Source organism: Mesorhizobium sp. M1342 (genome assembly GCF_040317955.1).
Classification (GTDB): Bacteria; Pseudomonadota; Alphaproteobacteria; order Rhizobiales; family Rhizobiaceae; genus Mesorhizobium.
Genome location: NZ_JAMYLI010000003.1, coordinates 95,051 through 117,655, shown reverse-complemented (window position 1 = coordinate 117,655; position 22,605 = coordinate 95,051). Strand labels below are relative to the sequence as shown.

The following is a 22,605-nucleotide window of genomic DNA, read 5'->3' as shown; positions in this document are numbered from 1 at the left end:
AGCCCGAACAACCAATGCCGCAGCCGAAAAGAGCCGGATCCTCTGACAGTGTGGAGGTCTGAAGGACGGCAAGACCGCGGCCGCTCAGGAAGAGCCCGCGCGCGAGACCTCGAGGGCAGAGAGAACTTGCCTGATCCCTCTTGGCAGGCGCAGGATGACTATCGCGGGCCGGGCCGAGTGCTCTACCCCAAACGGTCTCAGCTGCTTTTCGGGGCTGGTACCAACTGGATCGGAGGTCGCTCGCCGGACGCGTTGCCCAGCGCGATGGCGACGCGGTCGCGCCCACTACCCTTGGCCTCGTAGAGCGCGTGATCCGCGGCGTTGGTCAATTCGGCCCAGCCCACGCCATGCTCGGGGTAGGCGGCGACACCGAACGAGGCTGTGACGGTGCCCAGCGTTCGGCCGCGATGCGTCAAATGAAGCTTCCTGATTGCCTGGCGCAGCGCTTCCGCCCGCTCGGCACCTTCCTGGACCGAGCTTCCCGGCATGACCAGGGCAAACTCCTCGCCGCCGTAGCGCGACACGACATCGCTATCCCTGGCGTGCTCGATCAAGGTGGCGGCGACCTGCTTCAGGACGAGATCGCCGGCTTCGTGGCCGAACGTATCGTTGAACTGCTTGAAATGGTCGACATCGAGCATGATGATCACCAGCGGCTGGCCCGAGCGCTCCATCCGGCGCAGTTCGCGGCTGCTCGTCTCCTCGAGATATCGCCGGTTGAACAGACTGGTGTTCGGATCGCGGATCGACTGCTGCCGCAACGTCTCGCGCAGGCGCAGATTGGCCAGGGCGAGCGCCAGCGTGTCGACGACACCTCGCAGGATCTGCTGTCTTTCAGTCAGCCATTGTGGCTTCTCGGCCGCATTCGGCTCGCACAGATGAAGGATGCCCAGCGTCTCGCCTTGGGCCGCCAGAGGCATGCAGACATAGCCCTTCTTGCCGTTCTCGGTGATATGCGCGCAGCGCGGCGTGAGCATGCCGGGGCCAGCGACATGTTCCTGGCCGCGCCTGAGCGCCCAGCAGTCTTCCGGCGCGAATTGCGTGGCGCTCGAGCGGACGTCGCCCCAATGCGCCATCTCTTCCACCAGGTTGCGCGACGCGCTGGTCAAGTGGACGGTTCCGCTCAAGCCACCGAGGAACTCGGCCATGGCCGTGCCGACCACCGAGAACGCTTCCGGGAAGGTGACGCAGGCCTGCAGCAGTTCGCCAAGCTTCACCAGACGAGTCGTGGTTTCGGACTTGTCGTGCAGTTCGCGGTTGAGGAGCGCCAGCTGATCGGCACGCTCGTTGACCACTCCTTCCGCGCGGCGCAGCTCGCTGATGTCGTTGAGCGTGAGGACCAGGCCGCCTTCGGATCTGCTGAGCGGACTGCAACTGGCGATGACCGGCAGATGCGAGCCGTCGGATCTGGTCAGGCGCACTTCGCCCTGGTGTTGCCGGCCCGTGGCTAACGCCATTTCGATGGGAGAAGCGCCAGCGGCGAACGCACCGCCTCTGGGGTCGCGAACCGTCAGCACCGAATCCCATTGCTGCCCGACGATCTTGTCGGCGCGCCGCCCGATCATCGTTGCCGCCGCTGGATTGGCGCTGGCGACGCGGCCGTCGCCGTTCAGAACCGCGATGCCTTCGGCAGCCGTCTCGACGATGTCCTCGACATGCGCACGCGCCGATGCAAGCTGGTCCGCCATCGTGTTGAAGCCATGGGCCAGCTGCCCGAATTCATCGTTGCGGGCGTGGCTGATGCGCGTCATGGCGTTGCCTTTCGCCAGCGCTTCCATGCCGCGCATCATGTCCCCGAGGCCAGAGCTGAAACGACGGAGCAGCAGCCATGCAAAGCCGACCGCGACCAGCACGGCGGCCGCCGCGCTGAGGCCAACCAGCCAGAGCAGGCTGTTGGTGCTTTGTTCGGCGGCCTGCAGAACGGGGTCATATTCCAGCAGCACGGCGCCGATGATCGTATCCTCGGGATTTTCGATCGGAACGGCCAGTATGGCGTTCACTTCCTCCGGGTCGACAAATCTGCGCGGAATGCCGTCCGCCAAGGTCTGGCCTATTTCGTTGCCGGGGTCGTGACCGAATTTGTCGCCGACCTGGTGCTCTTCGTCGGCGGCATGGGCAAGGATGGTCTTGTTGTTGTCGAGGACCAGGAAATCCCGGTGCAGGCGGCGGTGCTGGTGCTCCATGAATTGCTTGAGCGCCTCGGGCCGCTCGAGCAGCGAAGGCGTCCCATCGGATGATTTGAAAACGATGGTGTCGGCCAATTCCCGCGCGACGTTGGTCGCTTCGGTCAACCCCAACGATTTGGTCGCCGCTATCTGCGTAAAGATCGCAACGCCGCCGACCAGCCCGATCAGGGCCGCGGCGGCCACCATGGAGAGAATGATCTGGCTCTTGATACGCATGTCATGGCTCCGCCGAGAACGACAGCATTGCGCATGTCAAATCGAGCCAGCATCTCATTTCCGGCTTTTTATTACCAAATGCTTATCAACGTCCTAACGATGGCAGGCGAAGCCGCTCCACACGCGGAGGGAGCGGACTGGGCTCCCCACCTCCCCCTTGTGGGGAGGTCGGACCGCAGGTCCGGGTGGGGGGTGCTGGCGCCGCCTCCCCACCCCGATCCGCTTTGCGGATCGACTTGCGGGGGCGAGCCACCGGTCTCGCCCGTCCTTCGGACCCCCACAAGGGGGAGGGTAAAGTCACCCCGCCATGGCCATCGGCACGGCGCTCTTGTTGGGGATCTGGATGTCGATTTCCAGTGTCGACATGGTCTCGCCGCGGTCCATCGAGACCTGCAGATAGTCCTGGTCGATCTGCACATGCTTGGCAATGACGGCCATGATCTCCTCGCGCAGGATGGAGACGAGGTCGGGCTGGCTGCGGTTGCGGCGCTCGTAGGCGAGCAGCACTTGCAGCCGCTCGCGCGCCACCGGGGCGCTGGAGCGCCGCTTGAAGATGTCGAGCAGGTTCATGCCGCCCTCCTTCCCAAAAGACGATCGAGGAAGCCCTTGCGCTCGAAGGGCACGATGACGGGCAATTCCTCGCCCTCCAGCCGCCTGGCGGCGTCGATATAGGCCTTGGCGGCCGCATTGAGCGGCTCCGACAGCGTCACCGGCGAACCGAGGTTGGAGGCGCGCAGCACATCCTGGCTTTCCGGAATGATGCCGAGCAGCGGCACCGACAGGATTTCCAGAACGTCGTCGATGGACAGCATTTCGCCGCGCGACGCGCGCGCCGCGTCGTAGCGGGTGACCAGCACATGCTTGGCGATCTGCTCGCCCTGCTCGGCCCGCAAGGTGCGGGCATCGAGCAGGCCGATGATGCGATCGGAATCGCGCACCGACGACACTTCCGGATTGGTGACGATGACCGCCTCGTCGGCAAAGCGCATGGCGAGCTGCGCGCCGCGCTCGATGCCGGCCGGGCTGTCGCAGAACACGTAGTCGAACACCGAGCGCAGCTTGTCGATGACTTCGCCGACGCCTTCTTCGGTCAGCGCATCCTTGTCGCGCGTCTGCGAAGCCGGCAGCAGGAACAGCGTCTCGACCCGCTTGTCGCGAATCAGCGCCTGCGAAAGTTTGGCCTGACCCTGGATGACGTTGACGAGGTCGAACACCACGCGCCGCTCGGCACCCATGATCAGGTCGAGGTTGCGCAGGCCGACGTCAAAGTCGACCAAGGCCACCTTCTTGCCGGTCTTGGCCACGGCCGCCCCGAGGGCCGCCGTCGAGGTCGTCTTGCCGACGCCCCCCTTGCCCGAGGTGACCACCACTACCTTGCCCATTGAATAGCCTCCGTTGTTGTTCATTTGTTTTTGGTCGAGCGACCATCGGCCGCCCCAATATCGAAACGAATGTCAGCTCAGCGTCGAAACCCGCAAGGCGTCGCCGTCGAGAAACGCCTGCACCGGCTTGCCGCGCGAAACGCCTTCCATCTCCTCGGCGGTGACGTACCAGCCGTCGACCGCCAGAAGTTCCGCCTCGTTCTTGCGGCAGAAGATGCGCGCGCCCCTGTTGCCCAGCGCACCCGCCGAAGCGCGCCCGCGCAGCGTGCCGTAGACATGGATCGAGCCCGCCGCGATGATCTCCGACCCGGAAGCGACCGAACCGAGCACGATGACATCGCCATGCGGATGCACGATCGCCTGGCCCGAGCGGATCGGCGCCTTGATCATCAGCGTGCCCGAAGCTTCAACCTGCGGCTCGCTATCGCCCGCCTTGCTTGCGTCAGCCTTGCCGACGCCGGCCTTGCCCGCGCTGCCCGCATCGGCGTGCTGTTCAGGCGCCTTGCCCTCGGCCTTGTCGAAACCCTCCGCCCGCGCCTCGCGGGGCAGCAACCCATCCGTCGTCGCCTCCTTGGCACCGACCAAAACCGGCGGCAGGTTGGGCGCGAGTGCGGCGTGGCCGTCGAGCTCGATGGCATAGACACGAATGCCGCGATGGCCAAGCACGTCGACCAGCGATTCGATCGCGGCGACATCGGGCTTCAAGGTGTTGAGATCAAGCACCACCGGCCGCCCGGCAAAATAGCCGGGCGAGTTGCCGATCCAGTGATCGAGCCCCTCAAGCCACACGTCCAAAGGCGCTTCGGGCGTCAGCGTGAAAGCGACGAAAGAGCGGGCACGAAAACGAATGGATTTGGCCTCGAGGGGGGCGGCAAAGGTCACGGCTGGCGAATCCTTACTGAGAGGTAAACGCTAGCGGGAGGATGGTTAATGAAAGGTTAATGGGAGGGGGATGAGGGCCAATTTGCGAGAAGTTGGAAGGTCAGCCAACGCCAAGGCAGTGACAGTCGATCCGTTTCCTTTCACTCAATGCGCTGCGGGTTTTTGAGGCAGCAGCGCGCCACGAAAGCTTTGCGCGCGGGACCCCATTTGCCAATGCACAGTCTTGGGGGTCAGATGCGATGACGAAGCGCGTCGACGATCATCGCCATCGCAGGCGAGAGCTGTCGCCTGCTCGGGTAGTACAGGTGATAGCCAGCAAATGGCGGACTCCAATCGTCAAGCACGAGCCTAAGGCATCCCGTGGCGATATGGTGGCTGACGAGGTTTTCCGGGACATAGGCGATCCCGAAACCGCTTATCGCAGCCTCGATCATGGGGATGGACGAATTGAAGGTGAGCTGGCCTTCCACCCGCACACGAAGGTCGCGGCCTTGCTTGGCGAATTCCCAGGCATATAATCCGCCGAACGTCGCCTGCCGCATATTGATGCAGTCATGATCGACCAGGTCCTGGGGCGCGGTCGGAACCGGATGGCGGGAAAAGTACTCCGGCGAAGCCACGGCCACGAGCCTCCAATCCGGCCCGATCCTAACCGCGATCATATCCCTGTCGATGCTCTCACCTAGCCGCACGCCCGCGTCGAAGCGCTCCTCCACAATGTTCTTCATGCCGTTGTCGCTGTAGAGTTCGACGCACACGTCAGGATAGTCGCTGAGCAAGGGCTGCAGCTTCGGCCAGACGGTCGTCTGGAGCGCATGGTCGGACAGCGTGATACGGACCGTTCCGGAGGGCTTGTCGCGAAAGGCCACCAGACTTGCAAGGTCGGCTTCGATTTCCTCGAAGCGGGGAACAAGAGACTGGAAAAGTCGCTCGCCGGCCTCGGTTGGTGCGACGCTCCGCGTCGTACGTGTCAGCAGACGGACGCCAAGACGAGCTTCAAGCTCCTTGATTGTCGAACTCAGGGTCGACTGCGAGGTTCCGAGCTTGGCCGCCGCCTTGGTGAAGCTGCGCTCCCGCGCGACCGCCACGAACCATAGCAGATCCTTCATGCCATCGCGCTGCATAGGGCACCTCCCGTCGGGCATTTATATCACGAACAGATAAGTCCATGCGGATTACTTAGCCTAATAAAATGGGTTCCTCTGCAATATCTTATGGCATCGCGACAGGGATTGGCGGCTGATCCACCCGGTCGCCTTGCAAGGATGCCGAATGTGGAAACGACGTACGACACAAGGCTTGTTGAAGACCGCGCCGCATGGGGCGCGGTGTTGTCGATGGCGCTGTGTGTTTTCGTGCTCATCGCGTCTGAATTCATGCCGGTCAGCCTGCTGTCGCCGCTAGCGTCCGATCTCGGCATCACCGAGGGCCACGCGGGACAGGCGATCTCGATTTCGGGCGTTTTCGCTGTCGTGACCAGCCTGCTGGTCGCCGGTCTCACGCGCCGCATCGACCGCCGACTGGTCGTGACTGGCTTCACCCTCCTCCTCATCGTGTCCGGTTTGGCTGTGACCTTCGCGCCGAACTACGCGTTCCTCATGGTCGGCCGGGCACTGCTCGGCATCGCGATCGGCGGGTTCTGGTCGATGTCGACCGCGATCGTCATGCGCCTCGTGCCGCAAGACATGGTTCCGAAGGGTCTCGCCATGCTAAACGCGGGCAATGCCATTGCGGCCACCATCGCGGCGCCGCTGGGCAGCTTTCTTGGCGCCTATGTCGGCTGGCGCGGCGCTTTCTTCCTCGTCGTGCCGTTTGGGCTCCTGGCGCTGGCCTGGCAGTGGACCAGCCTGCCGGCGCTGCCCCCGCGCCGGAGGAAGCGTCCTGGCAATCCGCTGGCGCTGCTCGGTCGTCTTTCAGTCGCCATCGGCATGGCGTCGATCATGATGCTGTTCATGGGCCAGTTCGCGCTCTTCACCTATCTTCGGCCCTTCCTCGAGAGCGTCACCCGGCTCGACATCGCTGCCCTCTCGGCGGTCCTGCTGGCGATGGGGTTGGCGGGGGTGCTCGGCACATGGTGCGTCGGCCGGCTTTTGCGCACGCGCCTGTTCAGCATCCTCATCGCTATCCCGCTGGTCATGGCCGCGCTGGCCGCTGCACTCATCGCTTTCGGTGCACTCCCGGGTCCCACAACACTGCTGCTGGTTGCCTGGGGCTTCTTCGGCACGGCCGCGCCCGTTGGCTGGGGCACGTGGCTCAGCCGAACGCTGCCGGACGACGCAGAGGCCGGCGGCGGGTTGCAGGTAGCCGTCATCCAGCTCGCCATCACCGGCGGCGCCGCAATCGGCGGCACGCTCTTCGATACAGTCGGCTGGTGGGGAGCGTTCACTCTAGGCGCAGTGCTGCTCTGCGGATCGGCGCTCGCCGCCCTTGCCGCATCGCATATGACCCGGAAGTCTTTGCCATGACCATCGAGCGTGCGCCGCTCAGCCGCCGGACATTGCTCGGCGCCGCGCTCGCGGTCGCGGCCCTGCCTCGCGCAGCCGCCAGCCAAGAAGGCAAAGCCTCGATCAGCCAGGAGCCAACCGACATGAAGATCAGGATGGCCTTCAACGGCCGCATCATGACCGCCACGCTCTACGACAATCCCTCAGCGCGCGACTTCTTCTCCATGCTGCCGCTCGACCTCAAGATCGAGGACTACGCGCATAACGAGAAGATCGCCTATCTGCCGCGCAAGCTGACTGAGGAGGGAAGTGGCCCGTTCGCCAACGAGCAGCCCTACGACCTGTGCTATTTCATGCCCTGGGGCAATCTGGCCATGTTCCACGCCGACTATCGCCATCCCGGGCTGATCAGGATCGGCCGCTTCGATGAGGGCGAGCAGGCCCTGCACATTCGCGGCGAGTTCCCGCTTCGCATCGAACGCATTTGAGGACGCAAAGGAGATCACCATGGACATTCTTCGCGCTGGCACGAGGCCTTCCGGCAAGGGACCACCTGACTGGTTCACCGGAACGGTGCGGATCGATCCACTCTTCAATCCCTTCGATGCCGGGCGAGTCCAAGGCGCACAGGTGACCTTCGAGCCTGGCGCCCGCACCGCCTGGCACACGCATCCGCTCGGCCAGACGCTGATCGTCGTCTCCGGCCTTGGCCGCGTGCAGCGCGAGGGGGGTCCGGTCGAGGAAATCCGTGCCGGCGACGTCGTCTGGTTCGCGCCCGGCGAGAAGCACTGGCACGGCGCGTCGCCTCTGACCGCCATGACCCACATTGCCCTCCAGGAGGTCAAGGACGGCAAGGTCGTGGACTGGCTGGAACATGTCAGCGACGCCGACTACGGCGCTTGATTCTCTCCACTCGAAAGGAACCAAAATGATCGCAACCATTCTTCACAAACCGGGCGACATCCGCTGCGAGGAAATCGCCGATCCGAAAATCATGCGGCCGACGGACGCAATCATCAAGCTCTCGGCAAGCTGCATCTGCGGCTCGGACCTGTGGCCCTATCGCGGGCTGCAGCCGGTCGACGGCCCGATGCACATGGGCCACGAATATTGTGGTATCGTCGTCGAGGTCGGCGCAGAGGTGCGCACGGTCCGTCCCGGCCAGTTCGTCGTCGGGTCGTTCTGCCTTTCCGACAATACCTGCCCGCATTGCCGCTTCGGCTTCCAGTCGTCTTGTGTGCAGCGCGAATTCATGTCGGGCGCGCAGGCGCCTTACGCTCGCGTGCCGTTGGCGGATGGCACACTGGTCGCCACCGCCGAGGTGCCGCCGGCCGAACTCATCCCTGACTTGCTGGCTGTGTCCGATGTGCTCGGCACCGGCTGGTATGCGGCCGACGCGGCCGAGGTCCGAGAAGGATCGACGGTGGTGGTGGTCGGCGACGGTGCGGTCGGCCTGATGGGCGTGCTTGCGGCCAAGGAGATGGGCGCCGAGCGCATCATCGCCATGAGCCGGCACGCCAGCCGCCAAAAGCTCGCCCGCGAGTTTGGCGCCACCGACATTGTGGCCGAGCGTGGCGAGGAAGGCGTCACGCGCATCAAGGAACTCACCAAGGGCGTCGGCGCGGACTCCGTGCTGGAATGCGTCGGCACGGGAGAATCCTTCGACCAGGCGCTGGCCTGCTCTCGTCCCGGCGGCACCATCGGCTATGTCGGCGTGCCGCATGGCGTGAGCTTCGACGGCCAAAAACTATTCTTCGGCCAAAAGCGCATGATGGGCGGCCCAGCGCCAGTGCGCCGCTTCCTGCCCGACCTGATGGACCGTGTACTGCGAGGCAGGATCAAGCCCGGCAAGGTCTTCGACCTCAAGCTGCCGTTGGCAGAGGTCGCTGAAGGCTACCGCGCCATGGACGAGCGGCGTGCCATCAAGGTCATGCTTTCCGTGTGAGCGAAGATTAGGCGGACGGCCTGTCCGCACCCGCAATCAGAAAAGGAACAACGACATATGACTATGAGATTGAAGATCGCTGCCCTTGCGCTTGCGCTTTCCGTCGCCACGCCGGCGTTCTCGCAAGAGTCCCCGATCATTGGCGCATGGCGCATGAGGTCGCTCGAGGCCGGTGCCGAGGGAAACCTCAAGCCAGTGCCGTATTCCGGCCAGGTCATCTTCACCGAGGCCGGCTCCCTCTCGGTGCAGGCCCAGAACCCCGACGCCAAGGCGCCGGACACGCCTTACACAGCGAATGGCTACGAAGCCTATTACGGGCCCGTCGCCATCAACGACCAGGACAAGACCTTCGTCATCACGATCGAGTCCTCCCTAGTCCGCAACCTTGTCGGGAAGAGCATGAAACGCAAATTCGAAGTCTCGGACAACAAACTGGTCCTCACGCCGGACAATCCGGCCGAAGGCTGGCGTGTGACCTACGAACGCTACTGATCTGAACTGTTGGGTTCAAGGTGTTGCCGATGGCCAAAGTGGCGGGGACTTCAGACCGAAATGGAGCGATGGCGGAACTGGTGCCAATCATGGCGGCTGTCTTCGCCGGCTTCCTTCTGATCGGCTTGGCGCTACCCGTCCTGCCGCTGCATCTTCATCAGCAACTCGGCTTCGGCCCCTTCGCGGTCGGACTGGTGACGGGCAGCCAGTTCGTCGCCTCGATGTTGTCGCGCATTGGGCCGGAAACTATGCCGATGGGCGCGGCGGCAAGCGGGCCGTCGTCGTCGGCCTCATTGCCGCTGCCCTGGCGGGATTATTTTACCTCGGCTCACTGGCATTGCTCGACCGGCCGGTAGCGTCCGCATCGGCGCTCTTCGCCGGCCGGGCGGTATTGGGCGCGTCGGAGAGCTTCATCATCACCGGCGGCGTCGCCTGGGGCCTCTCCCTTGTGGGCGGACAGAACTCCGGAAAAGTCATAGCCTGGGTGGGCACGGCGATGTTTGCGGCGCTCGCGCTTGGAGCGCCGGTCGGATCTGCGCTTTATGCGGCGAGCGGTTTCACTGCGATCGCACTCGCGACCATCGTCCTGCCGCTTGCGACGCTGCTTGCCATCCTGCCGATGCGTGGCACCAGCACCGCCGCGAGCAGCGTGCCGCAGTCATGGACGAGCGTGGCTCAAGCGGTCTGGCTTCCCGGAGTGGGAGCAGCTTTCAGCAGCCTCGGCTATGGCGCAATCCTGGCCTTTGCCGCGTTGCTCTTTGCCGAACGGGGATGGCAGCCGATCTGGCTTCCCTTCACGGCCTATGCCGCGGCGCTGATCGTGGCAAGGCTATGCTTCGGCCACCTGCCCGACAGGCTTGGGGGCGCACGCGTCGCTGTGATCTTCGTCGCCGTCGAGGCCGCAGGGCTGATGCTGATCTGGCTTGCGACCGGGCCTGTTGTCGCCGCAATTGGGGCGGGTCTCACTGGCCTTGGCTACTCGCTGGTCTATCCCGGTCTCGGTGCCGAGGCAGTAAGCCATCTTCCGTCGCGCAGCCGCGGCCTGGCCATGGGACTCTACACCGTCTTCCTCGACGTGGCGCTCGGCTTCGGCAGTCCAGCGCTCGGCTTGGTCGCCGCGTCGGCCGGGCTGCAATTCGTCTTCTTCGCCGTCGCGATGGCGACGCTTCCGGCGTTGGGCATCGCTCTGCTGCTGGGTCGCCGTAACGCCCTACGCTAGTGCCGGGTATTCTATGCTCGCGATGTTGCGCAACTACGATCACCTCGCGCTGGCAACGTTGAAAATTGGCGCAGCGCCAGCCAACACGCAAAAAACCCGCCTGTGCGGCGGGGCACTGGCGCAAATCAGCACCATAGATAGAAATGTAGCATAACTGCCCTCACGGGTCAAGAATAAATTCCTATCGCCACTGACGCAAGCTGCCCGCCGGACGCATGCATTCCCAGGCCAGCGGCGCAATCGCAGTCAAGGCCGACATTCGAACGAAAGTAGATCCAGCTTGACGGAACATTAGTCATAACTAATTGTTGATGTGTGCGGCAGGTGGTGCCCTCCACCGCCTGCCGAAGATCGGCCGTCCGATCGGCCCGCGTCCTCCGCCAGAGGCGCGGGCTTTCGCTTTCGCGGTCCAGCGCAAGTGATGACCGACCAGCCCGTCGCAACCTGAGCGTTTCGAGAAGCCGCGTTGGCGGGCCGTGCTCACGACCAGTCCAAGGCTCTGGCCATGGCGAAAAAGATTGGCGACAGAGCCGAAGATGATGAGGCGTCGCCGTTTTCGCCCTTCTTGAGTGAATGGAGCCGGTATTTCCGTCCTTCAGCTTTCGATCATTTGGCCAGTCCCTCATCGGGGTTTCGCCGCCTTTTGGCCTTGAGGCTGCGGGCGGCTTGCTCCACCGCGGCGCGGTCGTTGCCCAAGCGGTCGAGCAGTTCCTGTGCCTCGTCGCCCGATATGCCGGTGCGCACCGCCAGCGCCTCGACCTCCAGCACGTCGGTGCTGGCGACCTCGCCAGTCTCAGGCAGCGCATCGTCCGCCGTCAGCGGCAGGGCCGCCTCGCGGTCGATCTCCGCCTCGGCCTGGTGCCAGTGCCGTTCGGGGTCGCCCTGCATGCGGCCTTCCCGTTCCCAGATCTGGTAGGCGCGCTCACGAATTCTGTCGTCCCGGTCGTCGCTCATGGTCAGTCCTCCTTAGGTCAGGGTTGAACGTCGCGCCAATGCGAACGCTCCGGAAAATCCGCGCGATCGGATCGCCTGCCTGCGGCGCGCGGGCTCTACTGGCATTGCCGTCTCGGCCCGCCGGAGTATGGCTGGTAGGAGTTGTCTTCCGGGCGATAGGAGCGGTAGCGGCTGAAGCAGTAATCGACATGGTCGGCCGAAAGTGCTTCGCCGCCATCGTCGGCAGCGTAGACCCCCAGGCCGGCGCCGTTTTCGTCGCCATCGGCGGCAGTGGGCTGGACGAGCTGGCCGGCGGCTTCGAGATAGGGCGAGATGCAGGGGCGCAGCTGCCCGCTGTAGGAGAGATAGTTGTTGTCGTCCGGGTGGTAGGAGCGATAGCGGCTGGCGCACCAGGCGAGATGCGGAGGCGGCAATCCGGTCGTCTTGGGCGCGATGGCGCCGGTGACGGTGGGGTCGGGCGGTGTTTCCTGCGGTTTGGCGGGGATGTCGGGCGGCGCGGACTGTTTGGCCGGCAGGCGTTCGAGGCCCTGCCCGGCTTTGTTCACCGGCCGCGCCTTCTTGGTCCACAGCTCCGCCACGCTGACAGTAGCCGTTGCCTGGCGCGGCGGCTTCGCGGCAAGCAGCCAAGCGGCGAAGCCCAGTCCGCTGCCGAAGACCGCAAGGGTCAGCACGAAGCCGCAGACCAGTCCCAAAACCGCTTTCACCACACGCTCCTTAAGTCCCTGCTCATAGAATGCGGGGCCTCAAGGCTGGTTCCAGAAAAACGCCGGGTGCACGCCCTCGCGTGCCGCCGAGCGCGCCCGGCGAGAGCCGCCAAGGGAGGCTCAAAAGAGCGCCCAGACACAGTTCAGAAACAATATTCAACAGTTCGGAAAAACTGGCGAAAAGATCGGATGGCATAAGCATCCCACAACAACTGGAAAAATGGCCGTGCCGGGCGATGCCCGGCCTGGACGGGAAAGTATGGAAATGGATCACGGTGTCGACATCGCCGAACTGGACGCGGAACGATCGGGGCTGGAAAGCGGCCCGGCAGATGTCGATGCGCTGGTAAGAACGGCCCCCGCGACAGCCAGGCGCGGGCAGATCCTGACGGGCGCCGACTTTGCCCGGCACGGCCTCCCCGGCGAGCGGCTCGACACCGTCTTCGAACAGCTCGCCGAAATGTTTGCAGCGCTGCCGGCGGTGATCTCCGACGGGCGTGTCTGGACCTATCGTGAACTGGACAGCCGGGCCAACCAGTTCGCCCGCCTGCTGGTCAAGCGCGGCGTGCGACCGGGCCACCGCGTCGGGCTCATTCTCGACCGCTCGGCGGAGACCTATGTCGCGCTGCTCGCCGTGATGAAGGCAGGTGCTGCCTTCGTGCCGCTGGCCACCGCTTTTCCCGAGGAGCGGATGGCGCTCATCATCGAAGACGCCGGCGTCAGCCTGATCGTCACCATCGCCGCCTATGCGTCGCGCGCCGGCCAGCTGCCGGTCCCGCATCTGCTGATCGACAGCACTGCCGCCGAAATCTCCAAAGAGTCCGGCGCGCCGCTGAAGCCGAATGCGAAGGCCGCTTCATCAGACGACACCTGCTACATCCTCTACACCTCGGGCACCACAGGCAAGCCCAAGGGCGTCGTCATCAAGCACCAGAGTTTCGTCAATTTCATCCGCGTCGCCGCCGCCTCCTACGGCTACCGGCCGGGCGATCGCGTCTACCAGGGCATGACCATCGCCTTCGACTTTTCCTCCGAAGAGATCTGGGTGCCGTTCGTCGCCGGCGCTACGGTGGTGCCGGCACCGGGCCAGATGCCGCTGGTGGGCGAGGAACTGGCCGATTTCCTGCGGCTCCATGACATCACCTGCATCGCCTGCAGCCCGACGCTGCTGTCGTCGATGACGTCAGATGTGCCCAGCCTGCGCACGCTGCTGGTCGGCGGCGAGGCCTGCCCGCACAATCTGGTGGTGCGCTGGTCGAAGCCGGGGCGGCAGATCCTGAACACCTATGGGCCGACCGAGGCGACCGTCACCGCTACAATGGGCGCGCTGACGCCGGACAGTCCCGTCACCATCGGCGCGCCGCTGCCGACCTACTCCATCGTCATCCTCGACGCTTCGCTGCCGCAGCTCGCCGAGCCGGGCGAACTGGGCGAGATCGGCATTGCCGGCATCGGGCTCGCGGTCGGCTATCTCAACAGGCCGGACCTGACCGAACAGAAATTCATCGCCGATTTCGTCGGCCTGCCGAACAACCCGTCGAAGCGCATCTACCGGACGGGCGACCTTGGCCGCATCAACGACCAAAGCGAGATCGAGTATGCCGGCCGCATCGACACCCAGGTGAAGATCCGCGGCTACCGCATCGAGCTCGGCGAGATCGAGGCGGTGCTGCTCGACCAGCCCGAAATCGCCCAGGCCGCCGTCACCACCTGGGAGATCGAGCCCGGCCGCGTCGAACTCGTCGCCTATTACGCTCCAAAGGCCGGCCAACCGGCGATCTCGCGCGCGGACCTCGCCAGGACGATGAAGCGGCGGCTGCCCGACTACATGGTGCCCTCCTATCTGGAGGAACTGCCGGCCATCCCGATGACGGTTTCCAACAAGGTGGATTTGCGCCAGCTGCCGAAGCCGACAAGTGTGCGGCTTTCGGGCGATCGCGCCATGGTCGCGCCCGCCAATGACGACGAGCGTTTCCTGGCCGACGCACTGGCCGCCGTATTGAAATTCGAGGAAGTGTCCGTCGAGGACAATTTCTTCGACGATCTCGGCGCCAACTCGCTGCTGATGGCCCATTTCTGCGCGCGCCTGCGCACCAGGAAGGAATGGGCGACGGCGTCGATGCGCGACATCTATCTCCACCCGACCGTGGCGCGCCTGGCGCTTCACCTGGGCGTGGCGGACGAGATGACGACGGCCACCAACGAGCCCGTCCTCACCCGCCGGGCCTCGAATCTTGCCTACTGGACCTGCGGCGCCGCACAGCTGCTGTTCTACGCGCTCTACAGCTATGGCGCCCTGTGGGCGGTCAATGACGGCCTCAACTGGATGTATGACGCGCTCGACGATCCGCTGCAGCTGTATCTGCGCTGCGTGGCACTTTCGGCCGCCGTGTTCTTCGGCATGTCGGGCTTTGCCGTCATCGCCAAATGGGTGCTGGTCGGCCGCTGGAAGGCGGAGGCGTTTCCCATCTGGGGCGTGCGTTACTTCCGCTTCTGGGTGGTCAAGACATTGATCCGCACCGCGCCCGTCGTGCTGTTCCGCGGCAGCCCGCTCTACAGCATCTATCTGCAGCTTCTCGGCACCAAGCTTGGCAAGAACGCCGTCATCGAATCGAAATCCGTGCCCGTCTGCACGGATCTCATTTCGATCGGCGCCAACACCATCCTGCGCAAGGAATCGATGATTCTCGGCTTCCGGGCACAGTCCGGCTATATCCACACCGGGCCGCTGACCATCGGCCGCGGTGCCTTCGTCGGCGTCGGCTCGACGCTCGACATCGACACCCGCATCGGCGATGGCGCCCAGCTCGGCCATTCGTCCTCGCTGCACCGCGGCCAAAGCATCCCCGACGGCGAACGCTGGCATGGCTCGCCGGCCGTGCCGACCACGGCCGACTATTGCAAGGTGCGCAATGTCGATCCGTCCAACATCCGGCGCTTTCTGTTCGAAGCGGTTCAGCTGATCGGGCTGTTTGCCATCGTCACCCCCTTGCCGCTCTTGTTCCACAGCTATTGGGAAAATGTCGGCGACGACTACCAGGAAACCATCGGCGTCGTCGCGATCGGCACCACGGTGACGCTGTTCGGCTACATGGCCGCATCCTTCCTGGCGGCGACGCTGGTGCCGCGCCTGGTCAGCCTGCTGTTGAAGCCCGGCCGCACCTACACGCTGTACGGCTTCCGCTACTGGCTGCAGACTGTCGCCGAATTCTCCAGCAACTCCCGCGTGCTCGGCCTGCTGGCCGGCGACAGCTCGGCCATCGTGCACTACATGCGAGCCATCGGCTGGAACCTCAACAAGGTGGTGCAGACCGGCTCCAATTTCGGTTCCAACCAGCAGCACGAAAACCCGCTTCTGTGCGAGATCGGCACCGAGACCATGGTGTCGGACGGGCTGTTCATGATCAACATGCACAAATCCGCCGCCGCCTTCAGGCTCGAGCCGACGAGGATCGGCGAGCGCAACTATCTCGGCAACAACATCTACTATCCGCCGGACGGACGCACCGGCGACAACGTCCTGCTCGGCACCAAGGTGATGATCCCCATCGACGGGCCGCTGCGCGAGAATGTCGGGCTTCTGGGTTCGCCTGCCTTTGAAATCCCGCGCATGGTGAACCGCGACAAGGAACTGATCGCGGGCGTCGACGAAGACGACCGGCGCCGGCGCATCCCGCACAAGAACCGCCACAATCTGGTGACGATCCTGCTGTTCGTGGCAACGCAATGGATCATGCTGTTCGCCACGCTGGCGATCTGGGACCGGGCGCTGAACTACTATACCGAATGGGCTGAAGTCGCGCTGTTCGTCGCCGTGCTCCTGACCTCGGCGATCACCATTCCGTTCTACATCTTCGTGGAGCGGGCGAGCCTTGGTTTTGGCCGGCTGAAGCCGCAGATGACGACGATCTACGACGTCGCCTTCTGGCGCCACGAGCGCCACTGGAAGCTGGCGGATTCGCCGATCGTGCGCCTGTTCGCCGGCACGCCGTTCCGCCCGATGATCCTGCGTATGCTGGGTGTCAAGATCGGCAGCCGTGTCTATGACGGCGGCAGCAATCTGACCGAACGCTCGCTGGTGGAGATCGGCGACGACGCCACTCTCAACGAGGGCTGCGTCATCCAGGCCCATTCGCTGGAGGAAGGTGCCTTCAAGTCCGACTTCATCCGCATCGGCAAGGGCTGCACGCTCGGACCCTCCGCCTTTGTCCATTACGGCGTCGTGATGGGCGAAGGCTCGGTGGTCGATGTCGACTCCTTCGTCATGAAGGGCGAAGAGCTGGAGCCCAACTCCATCTGGCGTGGTAACCCGGCCAAGCTGCACCGCTTCGTCGAGCCGATCACCGACGATGGCTCCAAGGCATCTGCCCCGGCATTGGCTTGAAGAAGGGCATCGGCTTGAACACCGCAGACATCCGTCTCGTTGCCGTGACCGAGGCCAACCGCGCCATGGTCGCGGCCCTGGAACTCGCCCCGGAGCAGAGGGATTTCGTCGCCGGCAATGCGGACTCGCTGGAAGAAGCCGGGACTGACGAAGACGCCCGGCCACGGGTCGTCATGGCCGGGGATCGTGTCGTCGGTTTCCTGATGTACGAGGCTCCTCCGGATGACGACGAGGCACGCATCTACCGCTTCATGATCGACCGCGCCGCTCAGGGCAAAGGCTACGGCAAGGCCGCGCTGCGTAAGGTGCTGGACGAAATCCAGGGGCTCAGCCATATCAGCCACGTCTCGATCTGCTACGAACCGGAGAACGATGCGGCGCGAAATCTCTATCGCAGCGCCGGTTTCGTCGAAGAAGGGCTCGACGAGGACGGAGAAATGATAGCCGATCTCGCTTTGCCGGCCCCGGACGCACGAGTCGTGATGCGGCTGCCCGAGGAAATCGCCTTGGCCGAAGCGATCGCCGCCATCGCACCATCGGGAGTCCGGATCGGATGCCGGATGATCCGCGACGGCGACGACGCCCATCTGCTGCCCGGGGAAGCGCATTCCATCCCCGCGCGTCAGCCTGGCATGCGGCGCGCCAGCGGCGCGGCCCGGTGGATTGCGCACGGGCTGCTGGCGGAGCTTGGCGTCGGCGACGTCGCCATCCTGCGCACGCCGTCTGGCGCGCCGGTCTGGCCCGACGGGATAACCGGTTCGCTCGCGCACGACGACGACATGGCCGTGGCGGCGATTGCACCGATTGGCGATATCGCCTCGCTCGGCATCGACGTCGAGCCCGCGCAGCCTCTCCCGGATGACATTTTGGCGCTCGTGACAACACCCGCGGACCGCACGGACGCAGCCGACCGGCATCTTGCCGGCCGCATCCTATTTGCCGCCAAGGAAGCCGTCTACAAGGCCGTCTATCCGCTCGATCGCGAGGTGCTGGGCTATGAGGACATCACCATCGACCTGAACGCAGGCCACGCGACGACGAAGACGCGCCGCAAGGCCAGCCTCGCCTATTGCGTTGCCCCGCGCGTGGTGGTGCTGGCATTTGTCGAGAAAAACGCGCGGTAGCGCGCAGCCCTATTCGCCAACGATCTCCGTATACGCCCTCACCTCGCCATCGAGCCCGCGCAGCCGCCAGTTCTCGCCGTCCCGTCCCTCGACATGGCAAGGCCCGATCGGCACCTTGCCGCCGCCTTCCGGCAGGTCGAGCACATAGACGGGGTTGCAGATGCCCGACAGCCGCGCCCGCAGCGCTTCAGTCAGCGCCTGTCCCCGCGCGATCGTCGTGCGTCGGTGCGCCATGCCGCGCGCGAGGTCGCCATGGTGCAGGTAGTAGGGTTTGACGCCGAGGCGGTACATCAGCTCGCGGCAGAGTTCTTCCAGCACCTCGATGCTGTCGTTGACGCCCTTGAGCAGAACGCTCTGGTTCAGCAGCACGAAGCCGGCTTGCCGAAGCGTGCGGCAGGCGGCCTCGGTTGCGTCGGTGATCTCGCGCGCGTGGTTGAAATGGGTGACGACAGTGACCATCAGCCGGCCCTGCAGCGCCGCGACGAGCCCTGATGTAATGCGCGACGGCAGCACCACCGGCACGCGCGTATGGATGCGCAGCAGCCGCACATGGGGGATCGCTTCGATGCGCGCCAAGATTTCGGCCAGTGCCTTGTCGGGCAGCGACAGCGGATCGCCGCCGGTCAGGATCACCTCACGGATTTCGGGGTGATCCGCGATATAGGCCAGCGCCGGTTCCAGCGCCTGGCGCGTGTAGCCGCGGCCGATCGCGGTCAGCGATTCCTTGCGGAAGCAGAACCGGCAATAGACGGCGCATTGATAGGTCGGGAACAGCAGCACCCGGTCGGCATGGCGATGCGTCAATCGCGGCACCGGGCTGAATTCATGGTCGGCGATCGGATCGTCGAGTTCGCCTTCCACCTCCTCCAGTTCCTGCGGAGAGGGGATGACCTGCGCCCGGATCGGATCGGCCGGGTCGTTCCAGTCGATCAGGTCCAGATAGGCTTTGGGCGCACGCACCTTGTGGTTCACCGCCGCCGCTTGCGCCGCCGCGCGCTCAGCTGGCGACAACGGCAGGGACGCCAGGTCGCGCACGTGGCGCACGCCGGCGCGAATTTCGGCCTGCCAGGCGGTGTCGGGGTGGAATTTGGTGTCTGTGGTCATCGGAGTTTCTCGGGCGGGTATATTTGGGCCGGACCTATCCGCTGGATGACTGATTAGGTCAACCACGCAGATTGTCAGCGCTGTGATCCTTCACACCCCCCTCTGTCCTGCCGGACATCTCCCCCGCAAGGGGGGAGATTGGATGTCGTTATCGCTTTCGCCAACCGTCGACGTCGCAAGACAAGCGCCGCGATTGAGGCGCCGATCTCCCCCCTTGCGGGGGAGATGCCCGGCAGGGCAGAGGGGGGTGTTCAAGCGCCAACCTTCCCACCCACCAACTTTCGCCGCATCGACCACAACCACAATTTCGGGCAAGCTCGCACCCGACAGCGCCGCATGGGGAGATGCGGCGCCGCCAGGGAGGACTGCCATGACCAATACACCGGCGCTGCCGCGCTATACCGATGCCATTGCACGCTTTCGCATCGACGATGAGATCGCAAGACTTCACGGCGATCCCGCGACGGGCATCAACGCCTGCATCGAATGCTGCGATCGCCATACCGGCCAGAACCGGCTGGCGCTGCGCGCCATCTCCGCCGGTGGCGAGCTGCGGGAGTTCAGCTTCGACGATCTCAAGGAGATGTCGGCGCGCGTCGGCAACATGCTGAAAGCGGCTGGCGTCGGCTCCGGCGACATCGTCGCCGGCATGCTGCCGCGCATTCCCGAACTGGTGGCGCTCATCCTCGGCACCTGGCGCATCGGCGCGGTCTACCAGCCGCTGTTCACCGCCTTTGGCCCCAAGGCCATCGACCACCGGCTGAAGACCAGCGGCGCGAAGCTCGTCGTCACCAACATTGCCAATCGCGGCAAACTCGACCAGGTGGAGGATTGCCCTCGGGTTGCAACCATCCTTGCCCCAGGCGAAGCCCTGCCGGCCGGCGACATCGATTTCCGCGCCGACTTCGCCGCCGCCTCGCCTGACTGCCAGCCGGTGATGCGCAAGGGCGACGATTTGTTCATGATGATGTCGACCTCGGGCACGACAGGTTTCCCCAAGGGCGTTCCGGTGCCGCTCAGCGCGCTGCTGGCCTTCGGCGCCTATATGCGCGATGCCATCGGGCTGCGGCCCGCCGACGTCTTCTGGAACATCGCCGATCCCGGCTGGGCCTACGGCCTCTATTACGCCATAACAGGCCCGCTGCTGCTTGGCATCGCCACGACCTTCAACGAGGGCGCCTTCACCGCCAGGAGCACCTACGACATCATCGAGCGCCTCGGCGTCACCAGCCTTGCCGGCTCGCCCACCGCCTTCCGCCTGCTGCTGGCCGAAGGACCCGAGGCCGCCGCCCGCGTCAAGGGCCGCCTGCGTGTGGTGAGCAGCGCCGGCGAGCCGCTCAACCCGGAGGTGATCCGCTGGTTCGACGCTCATCTCGCCGCCCCCATCCACGACCATTACGGCCAGACGGAGAACGGCATGATGGTCAACAACCATCACGGCCTGTCGCACCCCGTACGCCACGGCTCGGCCGGCTTTGCCATGCCGGGCTACCGCGTCGTCGTGCTCGACGAGGCCGGCAACGAGCTTAGCCCCAACCAGCCCGGCATTCTCGCCGTCGACATCGCCAACTCGCCGCTGCGCTGGTTCGGCGGCTATCATCAGGCCGAAACCCCTGCCATTGCGGGTGGCTATTACCGCACCGGCGACACGGTCGAGTTCGAGCCCGACGGTTCGATCTCCTTCATCGGCCGCGCCGACGACGTCATCACCTCGGCCGGCTACCGCATCGGCCCGTTCGACGTCGAAAGCGCGCTGCTCGAGCATCCGGCGGTCAACGAGGCAGCGGTCGTCGGCGTGCCCGATCCGCAGCGCACCGAAATCGTCAAGGCCTTCGTCGTTCTGGCGCCCGCCTTTCGAGGCAGCGAGGCGCTGGCCGAGGAACTGGCGCAGCATGTCCGCAAGCGCCTCTCGGCCCACGCCTATCCGCGCGAAGTCGAGTTCGTCAGCGAGTTGCCGAAGACGCCGAGCGGCAAGATCCAGCGGTTCCTGCTGAGGAAGGCCGAGGTGGAGAAGCGGAAGGAGTGACACGGCCGATCTCCCCACTTGTGGCAGGGCTATCGCATATGGATTCTTGCGAAGAAGAACCCCCACCCTAACCCTCCCCACAAGGGGGAGGGAATGCTGCCGCGTGCCTTTAATTCTTGTTGGCGCCGAAAAGACAGGCGATGCTTCTGGGTCAGCGCCAACGGAAGTCTCCCTTCCCCTTTTGGGGAGGGGTTAGGGGTGGGGGTCCGTGCCGGGCAGACATCTCAGGAATTCCATATGCGATAGCCCTGCCACAAGTGGGGGAGATCGGCAGTTGCGCCGCCGCGCTTCTGCTCCTACCGCCCAGCGGTGCCCGCCATCGCCACAAAGGCGCTCTCGATGGTCTCGAACGTCAGCTCCGGATAGAGCGCGCCGGCTTCCGGCGTGGCCGTTTCGAGCGCCGTCTCACCGCGTATCCAAAACGCCCGCAGCAGTCCGAGCCAGGGGGCTGATGCGATCATCGCCTCAAGCTCCGCCGCACTCTGGGGCACGATGCGCGGCGAGCGGCCGCTCACCCGGCGCCACAGATCGATCATTTCGTTCTGGGTGATCTCGTTCTGGGCGATGCGGATCTCGCTGCGGATGGCACTGGGGTCGTTCAACGCGCGCAAGGTGACGGCGGCGATGTCCTTCTCGCTGACAAACGTCGCCGGCACATTGCCGTCGCCATAAAGCGTCACCTCTTCGGACGGCAAGGGCGACGAGCCGAAGCGCATCAGGTCGCCCAGCGTCGTCACCCAGGTCGAGAAGAAGCCGTTGGTGTAGATCACCGTATAGGGCAGATCCGCTTGCCTGATCGCGTCGAACACGGCTCGCTTGAGGTCGAGCGGCGGAACCGAGCCCGGTGCAGCGGCGGCAAAGTCGAGGCCGAAGCCGGCGGAAGGTACATAGCGGGAGACGCCGGCATCTCTGAGCGCGCGCACCAGCGTCATCTCGCTGGCCGAATCCACATGCACCGAGCTGATGACGCGATCCACCGCACCGGCGGCGCGGACAAGGCTGTCATAGTCGTCGAGATCGCCGACATGGATTTTGGCGCCGAGCTCCTTCAGCGAACGCAGCCGTTCTTCATTACCGGCTGTTGCCGGACGAACCAGAACGTGCAGGCGATCGCCATTGCTTGCGCTGGCCTTCGCCATCTCGCCACCCAGCAGCCCCGTCGCGCCGATGATCAGGGTGCTGGTCATATCGCCCTCCCATTGCGCAGGATGGAACCGTCCCAGTCGCGCTCGAAGCCGATGTCGTGCAAGCGAGGATTCGAGAAGCGTGAAACTCGGCGAAGCACCCGGCGGCGCTCGACGACTGCAGCGGTTCTGAGTGCAAGACCGCTCATCGCGGCGCCGATGGATTCGAAGGTCGGGTTCATTGTCCGTCTCCTGTATTTGCCTAGGCGCAAGCGTGCCGACGCCGTCCGCGGAGGACGAGCATGACGATTGCTCACACTGTTTCTGGTCGTTCAGCGCAACGGTGAGATGGAGAATCCGATCTGCATGCGCTGCTACACCAACAGATTGAACATTTCTGGGCTGGACGACAAACGACT

Annotated in this window: 20 protein-coding genes; 10 read left to right on the top strand and 10 right to left on the bottom strand. The window is 64.7% G+C overall.

Annotation, left to right across the window (positions count from 1 at the left end; all coding sequences use genetic code 11):
• Positions 1 to 197: 197 nt before the first annotated feature.
• From NKH06_RS03820 to NKH06_RS03800, 5 genes are all read right to left on the bottom strand, one after another.
• On the bottom strand, positions 198 to 2,402 hold the full coding sequence (locus tag NKH06_RS03820; RefSeq protein ID WP_352892280.1) for a sensor domain-containing diguanylate cyclase: 2,205 nt from the start codon (positions 2,400 to 2,402) through the stop codon (positions 198 to 200).
• A gap of 297 nt (positions 2,403 to 2,699) precedes the next feature.
• Entirely contained in the window at positions 2,700 to 2,972 is a 273-nt protein-coding gene (minE, locus tag NKH06_RS03815; RefSeq protein ID WP_023813379.1) for a cell division topological specificity factor MinE, read from the bottom strand.
• A complete protein-coding gene (minD, locus tag NKH06_RS03810) occupies positions 2,969 to 3,784 on the bottom strand; it encodes a septum site-determining protein MinD (protein ID WP_127296957.1) in 816 nt (271 codons plus the stop codon). Before minD ends, minE begins: the two co-directional genes overlap by 4 nt.
• 72 nt (positions 3,785 to 3,856) lie before the next feature.
• Positions 3,857 to 4,666 (bottom strand): septum site-determining protein MinC, encoded by an 810-nt coding sequence (gene minC / locus NKH06_RS03805; RefSeq protein WP_352892278.1) that lies wholly within the window; start codon positions 4,664 to 4,666, stop codon positions 3,857 to 3,859.
• 230 nt (positions 4,667 to 4,896) lie between these two features.
• Positions 4,897 to 5,790, bottom strand: coding sequence for a LysR family transcriptional regulator (locus tag NKH06_RS03800; RefSeq protein WP_352611126.1), 894 nt, complete (start codon positions 5,788 to 5,790; stop codon positions 4,897 to 4,899).
• A gap of 141 nt (positions 5,791 to 5,931) precedes the next feature.
• Here NKH06_RS03800 and NKH06_RS03795 point away from each other — a divergent pair, with 141 nt between their 5' ends.
• The 7 genes from NKH06_RS03795 to NKH06_RS03765 all read left to right on the top strand — a co-directional run bounded on the left by NKH06_RS03795 (position 5,932) and on the right by NKH06_RS03765 (position 10,766).
• Positions 5,932 to 7,131 carry an MFS transporter gene (locus NKH06_RS03795; protein WP_502914398.1) on the top strand — a complete coding sequence of 400 codons (1,200 nt, stop codon included), beginning with the start codon at positions 5,932 to 5,934 and terminating at the stop codon, positions 7,129 to 7,131.
• Complete coding sequence (locus NKH06_RS03790) at positions 7,128 to 7,598, top strand: cyclophilin-like fold protein (RefSeq protein WP_352722087.1); 471 nt, start codon at positions 7,128 to 7,130, stop codon at positions 7,596 to 7,598. Before NKH06_RS03795 ends, NKH06_RS03790 begins: the two co-directional genes overlap by 4 nt.
• Positions 7,599 to 7,617: 19 nt before the next feature.
• A complete protein-coding gene (locus tag NKH06_RS03785) occupies positions 7,618 to 8,013 on the top strand; it encodes a (R)-mandelonitrile lyase (protein ID WP_127296953.1) in 396 nt (131 codons plus the stop codon).
• A 25-nt stretch (positions 8,014 to 8,038) separates the two neighbouring features.
• A complete protein-coding gene (locus NKH06_RS03780; RefSeq protein WP_127296952.1) occupies positions 8,039 to 9,055 on the top strand; it encodes a zinc-dependent alcohol dehydrogenase family protein in 1,017 nt (338 codons plus the stop codon).
• Positions 9,056 to 9,112: 57 nt separating this feature from the next.
• Positions 9,113 to 9,547, top strand: a complete 435-nt coding sequence (locus NKH06_RS03775; protein ID WP_352892277.1) for a lipocalin-like domain-containing protein — start codon at positions 9,113 to 9,115, stop codon at positions 9,545 to 9,547.
• A gap of 89 nt (positions 9,548 to 9,636) precedes the next feature.
• Complete coding sequence (locus NKH06_RS03770) at positions 9,637 to 9,903, top strand: hypothetical protein (RefSeq protein WP_352892276.1); 267 nt, start codon at positions 9,637 to 9,639, stop codon at positions 9,901 to 9,903.
• Positions 9,885 to 10,766: an MFS transporter gene (locus tag NKH06_RS03765; RefSeq protein ID WP_352892274.1), complete on the top strand. Its 882-nt coding sequence runs from the start codon at positions 9,885 to 9,887 to the stop codon at positions 10,764 to 10,766. Before NKH06_RS03770 ends, NKH06_RS03765 begins: the two co-directional genes overlap by 19 nt.
• Positions 10,767 to 11,372: 606 nt before the next feature.
• On the opposite strand, the gene NKH06_RS03760 is transcribed toward NKH06_RS03765, so the two are convergent.
• Both NKH06_RS03760 and NKH06_RS03755 read right to left on the bottom strand, forming a co-directional pair.
• Complete coding sequence (locus NKH06_RS03760; RefSeq protein WP_352611119.1) at positions 11,373 to 11,720, bottom strand: DUF2934 domain-containing protein; 348 nt, start codon at positions 11,718 to 11,720, stop codon at positions 11,373 to 11,375.
• A 95-nt stretch (positions 11,721 to 11,815) separates the two neighbouring features.
• On the bottom strand, positions 11,816 to 12,424 hold the full coding sequence (locus tag NKH06_RS03755) for a BA14K family protein (RefSeq protein ID WP_352611118.1): 609 nt from the start codon (positions 12,422 to 12,424) through the stop codon (positions 11,816 to 11,818).
• A gap of 259 nt (positions 12,425 to 12,683) precedes the next feature.
• Here NKH06_RS03755 and NKH06_RS03750 point away from each other — a divergent pair, with 259 nt between their 5' ends.
• Together NKH06_RS03750 and NKH06_RS03745 are read left to right on the top strand one after the other, a co-directional pair.
• Entirely contained in the window at positions 12,684 to 16,808 is a 4,125-nt protein-coding gene (locus tag NKH06_RS03750; RefSeq protein WP_352892272.1) for a Pls/PosA family non-ribosomal peptide synthetase, read from the top strand.
• Positions 16,805 to 17,932 carry a GNAT family N-acetyltransferase gene (locus tag NKH06_RS03745; RefSeq protein ID WP_352892270.1) on the top strand — a complete coding sequence of 376 codons (1,128 nt, stop codon included), beginning with the start codon at positions 16,805 to 16,807 and terminating at the stop codon, positions 17,930 to 17,932. Before NKH06_RS03750 ends, NKH06_RS03745 begins: the two co-directional genes overlap by 4 nt.
• A gap of 9 nt (positions 17,933 to 17,941) precedes the next feature.
• Here NKH06_RS03745 and NKH06_RS03740 read toward each other — a convergent pair whose 3' ends face one another.
• Complete coding sequence (locus NKH06_RS03740; RefSeq protein WP_352892268.1) at positions 17,942 to 19,036, bottom strand: KamA family radical SAM protein; 1,095 nt, start codon at positions 19,034 to 19,036, stop codon at positions 17,942 to 17,944.
• A 370-nt stretch (positions 19,037 to 19,406) separates the two neighbouring features.
• On the opposite strand from NKH06_RS03740, the gene NKH06_RS03735 reads away from it, so the two are divergent.
• Positions 19,407 to 21,062 (top strand): acyl-CoA synthetase, encoded by a 1,656-nt coding sequence (locus NKH06_RS03735; protein WP_352798423.1) that lies wholly within the window; start codon positions 19,407 to 19,409, stop codon positions 21,060 to 21,062.
• 296 nt (positions 21,063 to 21,358) lie between these two features.
• Here the strand turns inward: NKH06_RS03735 and NKH06_RS03730 are convergent, their stop codons facing one another.
• Both NKH06_RS03730 and NKH06_RS03725 read right to left on the bottom strand, forming a co-directional pair.
• Positions 21,359 to 22,249, bottom strand: a complete 891-nt coding sequence (locus NKH06_RS03730; protein WP_352892265.1) for an NmrA family NAD(P)-binding protein — start codon at positions 22,247 to 22,249, stop codon at positions 21,359 to 21,361.
• On the bottom strand, positions 22,246 to 22,428 hold the full coding sequence (locus NKH06_RS03725; protein WP_128304585.1) for a DUF1127 domain-containing protein: 183 nt from the start codon (positions 22,426 to 22,428) through the stop codon (positions 22,246 to 22,248). The genes NKH06_RS03730 and NKH06_RS03725 overlap by 4 nt, the downstream gene beginning before the upstream one ends.
• Positions 22,429 to 22,605: the final 177 nt, after the last annotated feature.

Bases quoted from the DNA above. Each gene is read 5' to 3' on its own strand.
- NKH06_RS03750 (WP_352892272.1), top strand. From the start codon at position 12,684: ATGGAAATGGATCACGGTGTCGACATCGCCGAACTGGACGCGGAACGA.
- NKH06_RS03785 (WP_127296953.1), top strand. From the start codon at position 7,618: ATGGACATTCTTCGCGCTGGCACGAGGCCTTCCGGCAAGGGACCACCT.
- NKH06_RS03730 (WP_352892265.1), bottom strand. From the start codon at position 22,249: ATGACCAGCACCCTGATCATCGGCGCGACGGGGCTGCTGGGTGGCGAG.
- minE (WP_023813379.1), bottom strand. From the start codon at position 2,972: ATGAACCTGCTCGACATCTTCAAGCGGCGCTCCAGCGCCCCGGTGGCG.
- NKH06_RS03795 (WP_502914398.1), top strand. From the start codon at position 5,932: ATGCCGAATGTGGAAACGACGTACGACACAAGGCTTGTTGAAGACCGC.
- NKH06_RS03775 (WP_352892277.1), top strand. From the start codon at position 9,113: ATGACTATGAGATTGAAGATCGCTGCCCTTGCGCTTGCGCTTTCCGTC.
- NKH06_RS03820 (WP_352892280.1), bottom strand. From the start codon at position 2,402: ATGCGTATCAAGAGCCAGATCATTCTCTCCATGGTGGCCGCCGCGGCC.
- NKH06_RS03790 (WP_352722087.1), top strand. From the start codon at position 7,128: ATGACCATCGAGCGTGCGCCGCTCAGCCGCCGGACATTGCTCGGCGCC.
- NKH06_RS03770 (WP_352892276.1), top strand. From the start codon at position 9,637: ATGGCGGCTGTCTTCGCCGGCTTCCTTCTGATCGGCTTGGCGCTACCC.
- NKH06_RS03800 (WP_352611126.1), bottom strand. From the start codon at position 5,790: ATGCAGCGCGATGGCATGAAGGATCTGCTATGGTTCGTGGCGGTCGCG.
- NKH06_RS03780 (WP_127296952.1), top strand. From the start codon at position 8,039: ATGATCGCAACCATTCTTCACAAACCGGGCGACATCCGCTGCGAGGAA.
- NKH06_RS03725 (WP_128304585.1), bottom strand. From the start codon at position 22,428: ATGAACCCGACCTTCGAATCCATCGGCGCCGCGATGAGCGGTCTTGCA.
- NKH06_RS03760 (WP_352611119.1), bottom strand. From the start codon at position 11,720: ATGAGCGACGACCGGGACGACAGAATTCGTGAGCGCGCCTACCAGATC.
- minD (WP_127296957.1), bottom strand. From the start codon at position 3,784: ATGGGCAAGGTAGTGGTGGTCACCTCGGGCAAGGGGGGCGTCGGCAAG.
- NKH06_RS03735 (WP_352798423.1), top strand. From the start codon at position 19,407: ATGACCAATACACCGGCGCTGCCGCGCTATACCGATGCCATTGCACGC.
- NKH06_RS03740 (WP_352892268.1), bottom strand. From the start codon at position 19,036: ATGACCACAGACACCAAATTCCACCCCGACACCGCCTGGCAGGCCGAA.